At 49.4% G+C, this 15,850-nt stretch carries 19 protein-coding genes; 12 read left to right on the top strand and 7 right to left on the bottom strand.

All coding sequences use genetic code 11. The features are described from left to right. Window positions 1-106: 106 nt before the first annotated feature. Complete coding sequence (locus tag GGC63_RS02260; RefSeq protein WP_079908655.1) at window positions 107-523, bottom strand: helix-turn-helix domain-containing protein; 417 nt, start codon at window positions 521-523, stop codon at window positions 107-109. A gap of 209 nt (window positions 524-732) precedes the next feature. On the opposite strand from GGC63_RS02260, the gene GGC63_RS02255 reads away from it, so the two are divergent. Further along, window positions 733-939, top strand: a complete 207-nt coding sequence (locus GGC63_RS02255) for a helix-turn-helix domain-containing protein (protein WP_079908656.1) — start codon at window positions 733-735, stop codon at window positions 937-939. A gap of 71 nt (window positions 940-1,010) precedes the next feature. Here GGC63_RS02255 and GGC63_RS02250 read toward each other — a convergent pair whose 3' ends face one another. Continuing rightward, window positions 1,011-2,147, bottom strand: coding sequence for a GGDEF domain-containing protein (locus GGC63_RS02250; RefSeq protein WP_192700939.1), 1,137 nt, complete (start codon window positions 2,145-2,147; stop codon window positions 1,011-1,013). Between the two features lie 401 nt (window positions 2,148-2,548). Between GGC63_RS02250 and GGC63_RS02245 the strand changes: the two genes are divergently transcribed. From GGC63_RS02245 to GGC63_RS02225, 5 genes are all read left to right on the top strand, one after another. Beyond that, a complete protein-coding gene (locus GGC63_RS02245; RefSeq protein WP_079908658.1) occupies window positions 2,549-3,679 on the top strand; it encodes a glycosyltransferase family 4 protein in 1,131 nt (376 codons plus the stop codon). A 246-nt stretch (window positions 3,680-3,925) separates the two neighbouring features. Next, window positions 3,926-4,813 (top strand): carbohydrate ABC transporter permease, encoded by an 888-nt coding sequence (locus GGC63_RS02240; protein ID WP_192700938.1) that lies wholly within the window; start codon window positions 3,926-3,928, stop codon window positions 4,811-4,813. Window positions 4,814-4,829: 16 nt separating this feature from the next. Then, window positions 4,830-5,708, top strand: a complete 879-nt coding sequence (locus GGC63_RS02235; protein ID WP_192700937.1) for a carbohydrate ABC transporter permease — start codon at window positions 4,830-4,832, stop codon at window positions 5,706-5,708. Window positions 5,709-5,733: 25 nt separating this feature from the next. Continuing rightward, window positions 5,734-6,891 (top strand): efflux RND transporter periplasmic adaptor subunit, encoded by a 1,158-nt coding sequence (locus tag GGC63_RS02230; protein WP_318780967.1) that lies wholly within the window; start codon window positions 5,734-5,736, stop codon window positions 6,889-6,891. A gap of 71 nt (window positions 6,892-6,962) precedes the next feature. Beyond that, window positions 6,963-8,288: an ABC transporter substrate-binding protein gene (locus tag GGC63_RS02225; RefSeq protein ID WP_192700936.1), complete on the top strand. Its 1,326-nt coding sequence runs from the start codon at window positions 6,963-6,965 to the stop codon at window positions 8,286-8,288. Window positions 8,289-8,398: 110 nt separating this feature from the next. Here GGC63_RS02225 and GGC63_RS02220 read toward each other — a convergent pair whose 3' ends face one another. Beyond that, window positions 8,399-9,319, bottom strand: a complete 921-nt coding sequence (locus GGC63_RS02220; protein ID WP_192700935.1) for an EamA family transporter — start codon at window positions 9,317-9,319, stop codon at window positions 8,399-8,401. Window positions 9,320-9,454: 135 nt separating this feature from the next. Then, window positions 9,455-10,216: a glucose 1-dehydrogenase gene (locus GGC63_RS02215; protein ID WP_192700934.1), complete on the bottom strand. Its 762-nt coding sequence runs from the start codon at window positions 10,214-10,216 to the stop codon at window positions 9,455-9,457. 88 nt (window positions 10,217-10,304) lie between these two features. Between GGC63_RS02215 and GGC63_RS02210 the strand changes: the two genes are divergently transcribed. Both GGC63_RS02210 and GGC63_RS02205 read left to right on the top strand, forming a co-directional pair. Continuing rightward, entirely contained in the window at window positions 10,305-10,598 is a 294-nt protein-coding gene (locus GGC63_RS02210) for a hypothetical protein (RefSeq protein WP_192700933.1), read from the top strand. A 96-nt stretch (window positions 10,599-10,694) separates the two neighbouring features. Next, a complete protein-coding gene (locus tag GGC63_RS02205) occupies window positions 10,695-11,120 on the top strand; it encodes a hypothetical protein (protein WP_079908666.1) in 426 nt (141 codons plus the stop codon). Here GGC63_RS02205 and GGC63_RS02200 read toward each other — a convergent pair. Beyond that, window positions 11,046-12,092: a hypothetical protein gene (locus tag GGC63_RS02200; RefSeq protein WP_192701401.1), complete on the bottom strand. Its 1,047-nt coding sequence runs from the start codon at window positions 12,090-12,092 to the stop codon at window positions 11,046-11,048. The genes GGC63_RS02205 and GGC63_RS02200 overlap by 75 nt on opposite strands. A gap of 161 nt (window positions 12,093-12,253) precedes the next feature. Here GGC63_RS02200 and GGC63_RS02195 point away from each other — a divergent pair, with 161 nt between their 5' ends. Beyond that, on the top strand, window positions 12,254-12,877 hold the full coding sequence (locus GGC63_RS02195) for a DedA family protein (RefSeq protein ID WP_412973841.1): 624 nt from the start codon (window positions 12,254-12,256) through the stop codon (window positions 12,875-12,877). A 74-nt stretch (window positions 12,878-12,951) separates the two neighbouring features. Here the strand turns inward: GGC63_RS02195 and GGC63_RS02190 are convergent, their stop codons facing one another. Further along, entirely contained in the window at window positions 12,952-13,656 is a 705-nt protein-coding gene (locus tag GGC63_RS02190) for a DUF4309 domain-containing protein (protein WP_079908667.1), read from the bottom strand. 311 nt (window positions 13,657-13,967) lie between these two features. Here GGC63_RS02190 and GGC63_RS02185 point away from each other — a divergent pair, with 311 nt between their 5' ends. Both GGC63_RS02185 and GGC63_RS02180 read left to right on the top strand, forming a co-directional pair. Beyond that, entirely contained in the window at window positions 13,968-14,540 is a 573-nt protein-coding gene (locus tag GGC63_RS02185; protein WP_079908668.1) for a xanthine phosphoribosyltransferase, read from the top strand. A 95-nt stretch (window positions 14,541-14,635) separates the two neighbouring features. Next, window positions 14,636-14,959 (top strand): hypothetical protein, encoded by a 324-nt coding sequence (locus tag GGC63_RS02180; RefSeq protein WP_079908669.1) that lies wholly within the window; start codon window positions 14,636-14,638, stop codon window positions 14,957-14,959. A gap of 167 nt (window positions 14,960-15,126) precedes the next feature. On the opposite strand, the gene GGC63_RS02175 is transcribed toward GGC63_RS02180, so the two are convergent. Further along, window positions 15,127-15,435: a hypothetical protein gene (locus tag GGC63_RS02175; RefSeq protein ID WP_192700932.1), complete on the bottom strand. Its 309-nt coding sequence runs from the start codon at window positions 15,433-15,435 to the stop codon at window positions 15,127-15,129. Window positions 15,436-15,582: 147 nt separating this feature from the next. On the opposite strand from GGC63_RS02175, the gene GGC63_RS02170 reads away from it, so the two are divergent. Then, complete coding sequence (locus GGC63_RS02170) at window positions 15,583-15,810, top strand: hypothetical protein (RefSeq protein WP_192700931.1); 228 nt, start codon at window positions 15,583-15,585, stop codon at window positions 15,808-15,810. The last annotated feature ends 40 nt before the right edge of the window (window positions 15,811-15,850 follow it).

Raw genomic sequence — 15,850 nt, 5'->3', positions numbered from 1 at the left:
TGTCAGTGCAGCCTATGAATAACAAAATCCCACTAACCTGCGGCTGCCAGCCAAGATCAGTGGGATTTTACTTTTTTCATTTCATTATGGGGAAGGAAGTACGGGTTTAATCCAGTTCATGATTGGAATCGACGCTCGACGACGAGGCCCTTTTCTTATCCCGCCAAAATAATGCCGTCAGCATTCTCTCGATCCATTCCTTGTCCTGCTCCGTGAGTTCAATACCGTCAAAAGTCAATTCATTTTCGCGTATAAACCGGCGTAAATTGACCCTTGGCCGGGAATAGCCCGATTCCCGTTCGGTTTCCGTTTTCTCCAGATATCCGGCGACCTCCATGAGTTCGGAATAGGGGGTGTTCAAGCCCTCGGAGAGCTTCATAAGCACATCAGGGGACGGGACGCCGCGGTTACCGTTTTCAAGTTGGGAGATGTAGGCGGCGGAAACACCGGAACGGTCAGCCAATTCCCGGATAGTGAAGCCTTTTAATTTGCGCATATCGCGCAGCTGCTCGTAAAAGTTCATTCATGACACCTGCATTTACCAGAAGTAAACAATAGTTTAGCTTTTTAATGATATCAGTAAACATAGGTAATTTCAACGGTCGGCGATACCATAAAATATGGAAGAAGGTACTAAGTTGCAAAAGTAAACAAAAATCATTGCACAAGTAAAACAAAGTAAGTATAATGTTTTTGGGGCAACTGGAAATAAAAGAGAGGAAGACATATCGAATGAAGATTAGAACGAAGACAGATGCATTTGTAAGAGCTCGCATTATCAAAGGAATGTCCCAGAGGGAACTGGCCAAGCAATCGGGACTTAGCCCGTCCTATATCAGCTTGTTGGAGCGTTCGGTCAAAACGGTAGGGCCGGCTACCGCCAAAAAGCTAAGCGAGCTGCTGGAGCAGCCGCTGGATATGCTGTTTGTTATTGAATAGCCGGCATTGCCCGAATATATATCTATTGTGCTGCGGCAAGGCGAAGAATAGTCCCCATGGTCCCGCATCGGTCAAAAGGCGACCACCTTGTTCTTGCCGCTAGTCTTGGCTTTATACATGGCTTCATCCGCCTGCTTGATCAGCTCGTCTGCCGTAATGTTTTTCTTATAGCGGCTGTACCCCATGCTGACGGTAACGATAGTCTCCGCCTCGACCCGGGCCCGTATCCGTTCCGCAAGCTCACTTGTGTCCACCTCGGTATCCGTCACCATCACAACCATTTCCTCCCCGCCGTAACGGCCGCATACCCCAATTTCCTCGGCTTCTTCCTTGAGGATTTGAGCAACCTGCTTCAGTACCAGGTCGCCCATATGATGGCCTTTGGTGTCGTTGAGCTTTTTGAAATTATCGATATCGCTGAAAATAATGGATATGCCCACCCGTTGAGCGATATGCTGTGAGACGCGATTGTAAAAATATTTACGATTGTAGAGTCTCGTCAACCCGTCCGTAATGGAAGAATTGTAAATCGCCTGCATGATTTCAATGATCCTCTCGAAGATAAACAGGAACAGCACGAGATGGAAGGCCATCGGAATCAGCTGCTCAAATTTGTTCAAGATGAACTGTTCATTGTTAAACAGGTACATATTGGCCATATGGATCATATGGGAGCAAAAATACAGCGTCAGCATGACTTGGTATTTGCCGTTCTGCCCGATACGCGGGTTGATAAGCAAAAAGCTGATGAAAATGAGCAGGAACAAGTACAGCTCCATTCCCAAAGGCTGCATCAAACTTACCTGATCCGTGCTTCCCTGGAGCCAGTCCGGCATATACCAGTAAGTTACCGATACGAAGATAGTTCCGAGCATACATAGGATGAAGACAACCGTATCCTTCCACTTGGTAGGATTATACAATTGATAGATGCCGGTATTGACCAGCAAAAAGGAAAGCACCTTCAGCAAGAGAGCTATGAATTTGGCAAGATCGCTCTCGGTTTGCGTAATTTCGAATACGATGAGCTGCCCGTATTGAACCATGAGAATCAGCAAAGACAGCATGAGGGAGAAATAGCCGATCTTCCGTCGGCTGAGCAGCAGACGAACGGAAGCAAGAAGCGTTACAAGCAGAATACTCAAAATAATGGTGCAGGAGAAGACCGTACCCGATGTACCGGTCCACAAGTCAGTCAATTCGTTCATCAAGAATTAAAGCCCTCACATTCGGTAAAAAGATATAAGAATTCATGGAGAGATCGCCAGCATGCAGTTCTTAGACTGTATCGTTTTCATTTTTATCGGTAACCGAAGTGCAGTTTTTGAGAGGTATTGAAGAATCCTCCTGTTCGGTTGGGGCCAGGATTTCGTTAAGCGCTTTAATCTCTTAATTATACTTGATGGAATGAAAGGAAATCTATCAGAACTGTAAAATAGAACCCGGTAATTGGAAAAGGGAAGCTCCTGCTCTTTTTGCCGGAACTCTTGTAGTGACTTCTCAATGCTGTTACGATGTAGATAGGGATAGTTCGGAGAGCGCGTCCTTTACACCATGTGCCAATGGTGCCTTTAATGAAATCAATGCAGGACAGTCACGGAGGGCTATCATGAACATTTTACAAGCATTATTTTTTCCCCCGGAGCAGCCTGGCGGAGTATCTTCTATGGTTCCTTTTATGCTGGATCGTTTCAACAAACGGGGCTGGGAAATGGAATTGTTTTCGCTGCCTAAACGGGTAAGAAGCAAAGGGACGGAGCCGGTACAGTTCTCAACCTTTAACTGGGAGGATTATGCGGGAAATCCGGTCGTCGATAAATACATTCAAACCTATAAAGATTATGTCTGGTGGACGAAGCTGCGGCTTCATAGCCAATATGATATCATCCATGCCCATCATCCTATTGCCGGCCTTGTCATGAAACAGCTGTTTCCGGACACACCGGTTATAATGACCGTTCATTCCAGCTATGAACGTGAGCTGATCCTTAACGGCAAAATCCGCGTGAACAGTCCGGAGCACAGGTTCCTGACCTCGATATACAGGGAATTGGAGGAGCGGGTCGATCAGCTGATCACCGTTTCGAACGCCTTCAAGCAGTATTTGTCCGACTATGTGCAGGAACCGGAAAAGATCGGCGTCATCCCGAACGGCTTCGACGAAAAGCGATTCCGGCCGGTACCTCATGAAAATAAAATTCCGCAGCTGATTACCGTCTGCCGTCTTGTGCCTGCCAAAGGTCTGGATATTCTTCTCCTCGCTTGTGCCGAGCTGAAGAAGCGGGGCAATCCCTTCGTGCTTCATTTGATCGGGGATGGTCCGATTCGTCAAGAGCTGGAGCAGATGGCTATCGAGCTGAACATTTACGAGGAAATTATTTTTTACGGGTATATGCTGCATCCGGAGGATTTCATGCCTTTCTTCGATGTGTTCGTGCTTCCGTCACGTGCCGAAGCGTTCGGCTCTGTGTTTGCCGAGGCGGCTTTATGCGGCCTGGCGCTGGTCGGTACGAATGTAGGCGGCATTCCGGAACAAATCTCACATGGGCAGAATGGGCTGCTTGTTCCGGTCGAGGATGTGCAGGCTCTGGCTAATGCCTTGGAGAAAGTGATCAGCGATCCGATATATCGTTATAACTTGGGAAGGGTCGCCTGGGATAAGGCACAAAAGTCCTATTCGATGTCGCGGGTGGTACAGCAGTTGAAAAGCGTGTACCGGTCGTATCGGAAAAGCGAATAAAGCTTGAATTGGATTAGTGAGGCATGTTTTTGAAATTATAGAGTAAAATTATAACTTTCGCAGCTTCCCCACAAATCCCAATTTGTGGGGATTTCATTTGGCAAAAGTAACAATTTAAGAAAAGTTTTAACATTCCCCTATTTCTTTTTAAAGAGTTTTCCTTATTCTTGTTCCAGTACTAAGTCTAATCGCAGGATGTGCGGTTTAAGATTTGACTCGGCACCGGAAGGGCAGGAGAAAACGAAAATGAAGAAATGGGGTTTTTGGCATGCTTGCTTTAGAAACAACGATGCCGCAGCGGCATGGATGTTCCTCTCGCCCAGCCTGATCGGCTTTGCGCTGTTTTACCTGATCCCGTTCGCCCAAGGCGTCGGCTACTCTTTCATGGATCGTGCGGTCGGCGGCCGGTTCGCCGGATGGGATAACTACCGCAGCCTGCTAGCGAGTGAATCGTTTCGGAAGGCAGCGTCCAACACGTTTTATTTTACCTCTGTCACGGTTCCGCTCATAGTTGTGCTCTCCTTGGGCTTGGCGCTGCTGCTGAACCAGAACCTGTACCTGCGTAATGCGCTGAGAACCGCTTATGTGCTGCCGCTGGTCGTTCCCATAGCCTCGATTATCGCCGTTTGGCAGATGCTGTTCGATTGGAACGGAACGCTCAACGCCTGGCTAAGCTATTTCGGCCATGAAAAGGTCGATTGGATGAAGACCGATGCGGCGCGTAATGTCGTGATAGCCGTTTATTTGTGGAAAAATATCGGGTACAACATGATTTTGTTTTTGGCGGGATTGCAGCAAATTCCGAAAGATTATTACGAAACCGCCAAGGTGGAGGGCGCAGGCCGGGTGCGGCAGTTCGTTGGTATTACGGTCGTTTATTTAACGCCGACGATGTTTTTTGTCGTCATCATGTCCATTGTCAATTCGTTCAAGGTGTTTCGCGAAACGTATCTGATCGCAGGCGATTACCCGCACGACAGTATCTATATGCTCCAGCACTACATGAACAATACGTTTGTGTCGCTGGATATTCAGAAGCTGACGGCGGCGGCGGCGATGATGTTCCTATGCATTTTATGGATTGTGCTGGCTTTGTTTGCGGTTGAACGCCGTTTCCGGCAGTTCACCGAGTAGCAGGAGGGAAGATGGATTGCGGAGGACTAACTTTTTGCAAAAAGGGGCGCTGACAATCGTCGTGACCATTATTGCGGCGGTGCTGCTGTTTCCGATAGTGATTACTTTCACAAACTCGCTCATGACCGGGCAGGAAATTGAAATCAATTACGGACCCATCGGAACAATGAACGAGGCTTCCGGCGGGGAAGCCGGCCGTTTCGCGAATTTGAAGCTGCTGCCCGATCAAGTGTCGCTCAAGCAGTACGGCGAAATTTTGGTGAACAGTCCGAGATATTTGACGATGTTCTGGAACTCGGTATGGATGGTCGTACCGATCATTGCGGGACAGGCATTTGTAGCGGCCCTGGCGGCGTACGCGTTGTCCAAGCTGCAATTTCGCGGTCGGGATCAGCTGTTTCTCGTTTACGTGTTGACGATGCTTATGCCATTCCAGGTGACTCTGGTGCCGAATTACATTATGGCGGATCGACTAGGGCTGCTGAACAGTGTGTCTGCGGTTATATTGCCGGGTATTTTTGCGGCGTTCGGCGTGTTTATGCTCCGGCAGTTCATGCTGCATATTCCGTATTCGTATATCGAAGCGGCCAAAATCGACGGAGCCGGCCATATACGGATTTTCATGACGATCATCGTTCCGATGGTCAAGCCGGGTGCAGCTGCGCTGATCGTATTATTGTTCGTCGATTACTGGAACATGGTGGAGCAGCCGCTTATTTTTCTGGACGATCCGTTCAGACAGCCGCTGTCGGTCTATTTATCGAAAATCAACGAGGGCGAGCGGGGAGTCGCTTTTGCTGCATCGATGCTGTATATGACTCCGATGGCGCTGCTGTTTTTGTATGCGGAATCTTATTTTATCAAAGGAATTCAGCTGTCCGGTATTAAGGGGTAGCTGCAGCGGTTAGGAGGAGCAGGACGTGGGGACGGAGCAGCATGAGGAGCTTGGACAACGGCGCCGTAAACGAAGCATTCAAATCGTGTTCGGCCTGTTTATCGGGCTGCTGCTATTTTTTACTTTATTCAGCAACACGCTGCAATCTATGGCGCTGCCGAAGGTGAAGACGGAGAAGCCGACCGTCGGCAGCATCGAACACAGGCTGGAAGGAAGCGGCATATTGCGGCCTCTGGCGGAAGCTAAGCTGACGAATCCAGCGGGCTGGAAAGTGACGGCCATTGCCGTGAAAGAAGGAGACATCGTGAACAAGGGGCAGCCGCTGGTCGCCTACGACAGCAAAACGGCCGAACGGGAACTGCAGGATGAGCTGGCTCAATTGGAAAAGCAAAAGATCGAGCTGCAAAACGTTCAAGACCAATACGTTGCATCGGCAACGGAGGGGGATGCGGCGAAGTCCCGGAGAGCGGGGCGCGATATCGAAACGCGCAAGATCGATCTCGGCGTACAGGAACGCAAAATAAACGAGTTGATGGGTCGTTTGGCGAACCATAAGCAGATTGCGGCGCCGTTCGACGGGATCGTAACGAAAGTGAACGCAGTCGAAGGACTGGCGTCCGCAGGAGAGCCGGACGTCGTCATGACGAACAACAGCCGGGGCTACCGGTTGGAGCTTCCGGTCGATGCGTCGCTGCTGTCGAGCTTGGGGATTGCGATGGAGGAGAAGGTGCAGGTCGAAGTGCGCATGCCGTCCGACCTGCAGCCGAAAATCGTCGAAGGCACCGTTTACGAGATAGCCGATACGGAGCCGCGAACGGACAGCTCATCTGCCGGCAAACAGGAGACGGTTGCACAAAAGACTGTCCGTGTGAAAGTAGCGGACCCCGGGCTGAAAGGAGGTGAGCAGGCATTCGTCAAGCTCACCAAGCCTTCGCGACGGGAGGGACGAATCGTTTCGAACGAGGCGGTTCATTCGGACCGCGAGGGCAAGTTCGTTTACAAAATCGAAGAGCGGAGGGGCGCTCTAGGCAATGTGTTCATAGTTCGCAAAGCCCGGGTTCAAGCTATGGATTCCAACGACAAGGACACACTGATCGAATCGAGTGTCGTTCATGTGCATGATCTTATTATTGTGGAAAGCAGCGAGCCTTTGCAGGAAGGGAATCGGGTCAGATTGGAGTAGAACCGAGTGCGGCGGACGATTTGATCTTACTCGGAACGACTCAACCAAAAGGAAAAGAGAGGAACCAGACAATGAAAAAGCAACTATTAATCGGATTTACATGCATGACGCTGGCGGCTGCGACCGGATGCCAAACCGGAAGCGGAGGGGAGGCGGCGAGCAAGGAGAAGCCAAAGTCGAAGGACGGTAGGACGGTTGTTACATTGTCTTTAATGGGCTCGGACTGGTACTTCGATGAGATGGAGAAGCTATTCGAGCAAAAGCATCCGGACATCGACCTGCAAATACAAGTTTACAAGCAAGGGGAGGCGGAATGGGCCGAAGGCGATTTTGAAAAGTACATCAAGACGACGAACTCGGCGATTTTATCGGGAACCGGAGCGGATATTTTCGATTTGAGCAGCTTGCCTGTAAGCAAATATGTCGATAAAAAGCTTCTCCTGGATATGAACGGCATGCCGGACAAGTTGAACAAAAGCGATCTGCATATGAACATATTGGATGCATTGAAAATAAACGGCGGGCTGTACACAATACCGACTTCGTTTTATGCAGGCGTTTTTGTCGGGAACGGGGACCTGCTGGATAAGACAATCAAGGTGGACGACAAAAGCTGGACCTGGGAGCAGTTCGAGGAAGTATCGCGCAAATTCATGCAGCAATCGAACGGCAAAGGGGACCGCTACGCCTTGGCGAATTATGCGCCGGAGCACTTTTTGAATATATTGGTGGAGAACAACAGCACGGATTTCATCGACCCGGCGACCCGGAAAGCGAAGTTCGATTCGCCTTTATTCGTGCAGAATATGAAGCGAATTAAAAAAATGTACGACGATCGCATTATGACGGCGAATAAAGCCCAAATCGGCAATCAATTGTTTTACTCTACTTATTTGCTCTCGCCGTTGGATGTTGCCGAAACAGCCTACCGGTTTTACCCGAATCCGAAGCTGCTGCAAAGGCCGCATCCGCAAGGCCATAAGGACGGAAGCACGTTCCTCGTTCGGAATCAGCTAGGCATCCGGGCCCATTCGGCGGTCAAGGAGGAAGCGCAGCAATTCATCGCTTTCCTGTTGTCGGAGGAGGCGCAATCGTTGCCGAACCGGGAAGGCTTCTCCATGCTCAAATCGGTCAACGACAAGCAGATCGGCGACGTTCAAAAGCAAGCGGCCGGCGGATCGTATAAGCTTCCGTCCGGAGAATCGGTCAAGACGTCCGAGAAACCGTTCGTCGAGCTTAAGCAGCTTATTAACACAGCCAATCGCTTTGCCAAGACGGACAACAAGGTGCTCGACATCGTCAAGGAAGAATCCCAATCGTTCTTTAGCGGTCAAAAGACGGCAGAGGATGCGGCGAAGCTGATTCAGAACCGGGCAACCACCTATTTGAACGAATAGTGAATGATCTGGCGCAGGAGCAGGCCTGCCAGTGGTATTTTACATGAGATTATAAAATAAAATTATATATTCGGAGCTTCCCCACAAATTTCACTTTGCGGGGAATTCCTTTAAGCCGCAAGCCGAAGAATGAGAACACCGATCAGTGCGCAGGTCAAACCGCCCGCTTCCAGGCGGCTGAACCTTTCTTTCAAAATAAAGCGGGCATATAAAAGAACAAAGACCACATTCATCGCTATGACTACAGACACAAGTCCGGTCACGCCCAGCTTGAACGCAGGCATAACCAGCATCATTCCGGAAATATTGGTGATTCCTACGAACATCCCCCAAAATAACGTCTTGGAGCTGCTCCAGCCTCTATTGGCCGAAGCTGCTGAGGGACTAGATTCGGCCTCTTGATCCTCGGCCGCTGCGGCAACCATAGCTCTTGCAGAGGCCAGCTTACGCCGGCTCATATACCAGGAGATGCCGAACAGGAGGCTTCCTGTCACATACATCATGAGCAAGGTTGGCAGGGTAGCAGCTCCCAGCATGGTAGCCTTCTTCGAGGACAGGTCGGTAATCCCGAAGGCAATCATCGTGATAATGCCCCACTGGGCACCCTGAAGATTGCGCAGGGATATGTCGTTGGAATATCTGATCATGAGGATCCCGAACACTATGACGAGAAAGGCCATCGATTGCCACAGATTGAGCTTTTCGCCCCATAGCACATAAGCCAATATAACGACCACAACGGGAGGGAGACCCGTAAACATCGCGATTAGCGAAGCTTTCCCTACAGCAAAGCCCCGATACATAGAAGCGTTGGAAATAAAGGAGAACAGCCCCATCCATACGCCTACCCAGCAGCCCTCGGACCATGGCTGGCCTGCAAATAGATTGACAACCGCCGCAATGATCGTTCCGGATAAATAAACGCCTAGCAGGAGCAGATTGCGGTCAATCGGCCGCTGCGACGTCCATTGATATAAGATGCCCCGCATACCGAAACATATGGCCGAGGCTGCCGCAAATAGAAACCACATCGTTTTATTAAACCCCTCGCTGTCTGTTTTCTCGCAAAAGGAAAGCCTCCCCCGCACTTAGGAGAGAGGAGGGGCTTTCCTATCATCACCATATAAACAACCGCTGAAAGCGGCCGTTTATCCATCAAAATTGCTTTACTCCTCGTAGATCATTTTGACCGTCATCCCGCCGTCGATAACGAGGTTTTGGCCGGTGACAAAGCCGGCCTGATCTCCTGCAAGATAGAGGCAGGCCGCTGCGATATCGTGCGGAGTACCCACGCGCCCGACAGGGTGCTGCAGACGGTCGCGCTCGCTATGTACCAGCTTTTCACGCTTCGATGCCTTCTGCCAATCGCGGGTTTCAATCCACCCCGGACTGATGGCATTCACGCGAATGCCGTAGCCTCCCAAGCTTACCGCCATGGCATGAGTAAGAGCAAGCAAGCCGCCCTTGGAGGCGGAGTAAGCCTCCGTATCTGCTTCGGACATCAGCGCACGGGTAGAGGCCATATTAATGATCACGCCGCTGCGCTGCCGCTTCATGATAGCAGCCGCATGCCGGGAACATACAAAGGCTCCCCGCAGATTGACGCCGATAACTTCATCAAAATAGGCTATAGGAAGCTCCAGCATGGAGCCGTTGCGGCTGATGCCCGCATTGTTCACTAGTACATCCAGGCGCCCCAGCTCTGAAGCCGTCACGTTCATCCATTTGGAGATTTCGTCTTCCTTGGCGACATTCACACACATAAAGAGGGATTTGCCCCCTGCCTGCCGAATCTCCCGAACAACCTCCAAGCCCGCCTCCTTATCCATGTCGGCGATCGATACCTCGTAGCCCGCTTTGGCAAAAGCGAGCGACACCGCTTTCCCGATCCCTTGGGCACCGCCCGTTACAGCAGCAACCTTATTCATAGAGGAGCCTCCTTATTTAGAAACTCATTGCTTTTTTTACAGTATATAAATACTATAGTATATAGGATTAAGAACGGAGGCGCAATGGATGGAACCCGGACAACGAACCGACCGCGAAATTACATATCATGTAGGCTGGAAGCGGGGGAAAATTACGCAAAATCACGGCACCCATCCTTCGGAAATCGTAGCGGAAGAGCATGCCCTCGTTGATAGCAGGCTAAGATCATCGGGCTTGCTGGGATGGAATATGCGGTATATGTGGAAAAAGGCGGGGACCGTTCATGAACGAACGCTGCTGATCGTGCTGCCGGTTATTCCGGTGCTAATGTTTGCCCTGTCGTTATGGCTGGTGTACCGGCTAGCCATTCATCCCTACTGATGAGAACGTCTATTGAAGCTCCTTTCATAGATGTGCTTTACCAGAGTATGCTTTAGGAGAAACCGAACAAGAAGCTTCAATAGGAGGATACCGAAATTGAAAATGACATTAGCCATATTAGGCGGAGCCGTCGGCTTGATTGTAACGGCTTCGGCTATTATGCTGATTTGGTTCGTTTATCAGCTGAGAAGCAGCAAGGAGCAGGGGAGCTCCCAGAGCCCGCAGAAGACGGGAGCGGCCTCCTTCCTTCTTCAGTGGACTTTTTTTGATTACGCCTTAGTTGGCGTCTTTGCCATAGGCAGCTTGTTTTTATTCACCGACGTAGTGGCTGTCATCCGGGATGCGGACAGCTACCCGCTCTACCACTATGGGTACTTGTTATGCGGCTTTGTATTCACGCTATTCGGCATGCTGTTCATGGTTGCCAGGCTGGCGGTGGTGCTGTCGTTAGTTCGTACTGGCGGGCCTGCTCCTGCGCCAGATCATCATAGTCATCCAGGCCATGCTGATCATCCCGAATAGCGGATACAAGGTCGACAGAAGAGCTTTAAAGCCGAGCTGGCTGATCAAGTAGCTTAGCAGCAGAACAATCCAGAGAATCCAGTTCCTTGAAAGCCGGGTCCGCTGCTCCAGCTGCAGGGTAAGGCCGTAGACATCGGCAATAAACGTTGTGAAGATTTCCCCGTAAATGACAAAGACGAACATCAGCTGTATGGTCGGTCCGACCTTCCGGATCAATTGTCCCATAGGAATTTCGAATTGCGAGATGCCGGGCATCTGAGCGGACAGAGCATAGTGGCCGGCCAGCAGCATCATGCCAATAGCGACTCCTCCCCAAATTCCGCCCCAGAATAGTACGGATCGATCCCGGATTTGTGCGCCGAGCGGGACAAGCACCCCTTGAGCCATGCTGAGATTAAATGCGGCGTACAGGAAGGGGGCGAACCAGATCCTCTCCAGCGGGTAATCGGAAGTCAGATGGAGCCAATTGCCTGAACCGGGCAAGTCCCAGGAATACCAGACGATAAGCATGCTGAAGCTCAGCATTAACGGAACGACGACGGAATTGACGGCGACGATGGCTTGCATCCCTTTGCTCAATACGGCATACGCGAGCAGCAGCGTAACCAACAGACCGGATTGATAAGGCATATGAAATTGCTCCTCGAAGACGGAGCCGGCTCCTGCCAGCATCACGGTCGTGACGCCGAACAGGGTGACCAGAGTAAACAGACTCACCCATCCTCCTACTCGGGGACCGAAGAGAAGCTTATTCAAATCCTCATAGGAATGCGCTTTAACCTCGTGCGCAATAAACATTAATTTAATTCCGAGCCAGACAAACAGTATGCTGGCGATTCCGATCGTCAGAGTTGCCATCCACCCGTACCTTGTAAAAAAAGTGAGGATTTCTTGTCCGGTAGCAAACCCGGCTCCTACAACGGTGCCGACATAGGTGAAGCAAACTTGCATAATGCTGCCGAATTTTCTCATCATGACAGGTCCACCTTTCATGCGGCTTGTTCCATAATAGTACAAGGTATGAACCGTGGGACGAACACATGACATGAACTTGGGAAAATGCCAGGTTTCTGTTAAAATAGGATAGGCCTCATTTTACCGTTTATATAATTTTTTTGCAGGAGCGTGTCTGTGTGCTGGATGATATTTTGCTGCTGATTGAACATTACGGATACATCGCCCTGTTCGGCTTGTTGGCTGTAGGGATAGTAGGACTTCCGGTCCCTGATGAAATCTTAATGACGACGGTTGGTTCATTGACCTCGAACGGAGGGCCCTTATCTTTTTGCAAATCGTTACTAGTCAGCTATGCCGGGACCATGACCGGGATGCTGGTCAGCTATTTCCTGGGGAAGACGGTAGGGAAGCCTTTCCTGTACCGCTATGGCAAATGGGTGAAGCTGACACCGCAAAGACTGGACTTGGCAGAGGGATGGTTCAAGAAATACGGACTGTGGACGGTTGCTTTTGGCTATTACGTACCGGGGGTTAGGCATTTTACCTGCTATTTGGCAGGAGTCAGCGCTGTATCGCTTTGGAGGTATTTGCTGTACGCAGGCACCGGAGCGCTGATCTGGTGCGCATCGTTCCTGACGCTAGGTCATTTTATCGGTGTGAACGCGCCAAAAATTATGCATCTTATTCATCACTACATGGGAATCAGTGCCATAGTGATTGTCATCGTAGCAGCAATCGGCATCGCTTTGTTTATGTGGCTTAGAAAACGAGGGGCGTCCAAACAGAAAAAAACAGGTTGACACGACAAAAAAGCTTGAGTTCAGCGGAACTCAAGCTTTTTTCAATTTCAGGGTCCCCAGACGGAACGCGGTCATTATTCGGCGAACAGCTTAATGGAGTTGAGCTTATCCGTCTTAGGGTCGATATCGAGCTTCAATACGGCATCCTTGGATTTATAGATGAGGACGTAGCTTGTATTGGAGTCGGGCTTGCCTAATGCTTTGTAGATATCGCTTGTGGATTGGCCCAGCTTAAGCCCGTTCAATCCGGGATTGATTTCGCTGCTGCGAATATCGATGAATTGAAGCTGATTTTGCTTGTTGTAGCCCACCATAAAATCCGTATAGTCATAAACAGTAATAGGATCCGTTTCGTCTTCCATTTGAAATTGCTCCTTGGGCTTGCCATATTTACTGGTGACTGCATCAGGCGATGATTTCAAGGTCAAGCCAAGCAGAGTCGGCTTGGTTTGATTGTAGGTCTCTTGAATATCGATCTTCGGCTTAGGTGTTGCCGTCGGTTTGACGGTTTCCGGTATCTCATCCTGCTTTGAGCCGTTCTCGGCGCTTGCGAGCGATACCTTGTCATTCGGATTGACTTGCTGCTGTGATGTAACTGCGGCTTGTTCTTGGGTTGGATCCTTACTGGTTTGCTGAGGCGCAGCAGCAGCCGGCGTAGCTGTCGGAGCTGCGGTAGGCGTAGGGCTTAACGCCTCGGACCCTTGCTTGCATCCGGTTATCAGCAATATGAGGATGAAAGGAACGAGCCAGCGAGCGGCGTATGTAAGTGTGTTCATCATCCCAGTCTTCCTTTCTGGAAAATTTAGAAGGTTGCGTTATAAAGCAATATTAATCATACTCGCTACCCATTGAATCATCAAAGATCGTATACTTACAAAGATCGGCGAATTTCATGAAAATGATTAGATATGATTTTCAAAGCACCATTTTCATGGTCTAGGTCCCCGTTTCTTGCTATCTATTCATATAGACGAGTTTGAGGCTGAAAAAGTTGCATAAAGTTTATAAAAGTTTATCCGTTTAGGACTTGAAACCCGGATTCCCGTTATGATAAGTTAACGGAAAAGGTTTTTCGGATGGAGGATACCGAATGGAATTATTAAAGCAAAAAATTAGAGAGGTCGGAGTCGTGATCTCCGATGATATTATTAAGCTGGACGCTATCTTGAATCATGCGGTTGATCCTGCGCTGACGACAGCGATGGGCAAGGAATTCGCCCGATTGTTCAGAGAAGACCGCGTGACCAAAGTGCTTACGATAGAATCATCCGGAATTCCCATTGCGTTTGCCACGGCGCAGGAGCTCAATGTTCCTATGGTATTTGCAAGACGCAAAAAGAGCTTGAATACGGACAATACCGAAATGTACAGCGAACGGGTGCCTTCCTTTACGAAAGGGCTGGTAACCGATATTATGGTCTCGAGAGAATGGCTCGGTGAACAGGACCGGATTTTATTGATCGATGATTTTATTGCCAACGGGGACGCAGCAAGAGGCTTGATCCGGATCATCCGCCGTTCGGGAGCGGAGCTTGTCGGAGTCGGCATTGCGGTTGAAAAATCATTTCAAGCAGGCGGTCGAACCATCCGTGAATCCGGGATTCGCGTTGAGTCTTTGGCAAGGATTGCATCGCTCGCAAATGGCGAGATTGTCTTCGAGTAGAGGCGAATCAAGAATTATTTTCAATTTTATTAACTATTCCCTCCACTGTGTTTTTCCTTTATAATGGATTCAAGCGAAAGAGAGGAGGCATTGCTATGGGGAATGAGATTCCGGCCGATTTTTTTGTAACTAAGTTGAACGAAGCTAAAATTCACTTTGAACGTGCCCTCGATTGTAAACATACAGAGTTTGACGACCTGTATCCCTATATGATTGAACATCCTCAATTTTTTTGGTACAAAAGGTATGTGGCATGGTCTGAATTGTTGACTATCGTTAAGCTATGCGAAGACCTTGATGTAGAGTGGCAGCAGCAGTTTTCACAGCAGCAGGTCGAGTATATCAAGAAGAGAGTCATGTCCAGTAAAGTGCTGGATTATTGGTTTGAGACCAATGACTCGAAAGAACACGTCAGCTGATTAGTGCACTCTGAGATAGATAAAATAACCCCATAAGGTTTCGGATATGATTCAGGTACTTTACGGGAAACGTTTGAAAATGGTAAATTCTATATCCAAAAAACCTACCGTCCTCGAAAGGCGGTAGGTTTTTGTTTATGCTGCGGGTAAAATGGGCCCACGTAAGGTTAGTGAAGCATGTTCATGCTTTCGATATGTTTTTTGGTCTCGGGTGTACCCAGATCATACAGCTTGCGATATATCTCCCGCAGCCAATAATCGGACGCATCATTGTCCCTGAAGTTATGATTAATCGGATGTGCGCTCGAAGCTCCCTTAGCGGTACCTTCCTGAGCCTCGGCCGATTCCTCGAACAAAGCCTGAAGCTGATTAATCTCTTCGTCATTGGCCTGTATTTCAAATTCGAATTGGCCGGTCTCTTCCGGTTCTGTTATTTCCCCTGAGCCGACATCAATGTAAAATGTTTTTTTCTCCATTGCGGCACAAAAACTCCTTTCCAAAGTCGGAACGACTGCTTATGTAAAACGCTTGTAAAGAAGAGAGCATACGTCTTCTGTTTATTGTACACCTGGAATGGTGTATTCTATTCTTAAACTACAGTTTGTCCAAAGGAGAGTCGTAGGATGATCAGTGAGGAGCAGTTGGACCGGTATAGAATAGAGGGGACCAAGCTTAGAGTGGTGAGGGACGCGGATCCTGCGAATGACGTCAAAGGAATTGTTGTTGCCTGGGACGATACGACGGTCATGATCCGTAAGCAAAATCGAAGAATCGTGAAGCTGGACCGAAGCTATCATTACCAGCCGATGACCGAGGAACGTTATTCGGGCTGGAACGGGGAAGGGCTATGACGGGCTTTGCCTCAAATCGCCCAATAACCCCATCGATATC

Origin of the sequence: Paenibacillus sp. OAS669, assembly GCF_014873645.1 — a bacterium.
Taxonomy (GTDB): Bacteria; Bacillota; Bacilli; order Paenibacillales; family NBRC-103111; genus Paenibacillus_S; species Paenibacillus_S vulneris.
This window is presented reverse-complemented; position numbering and strand designations above follow the sequence as displayed.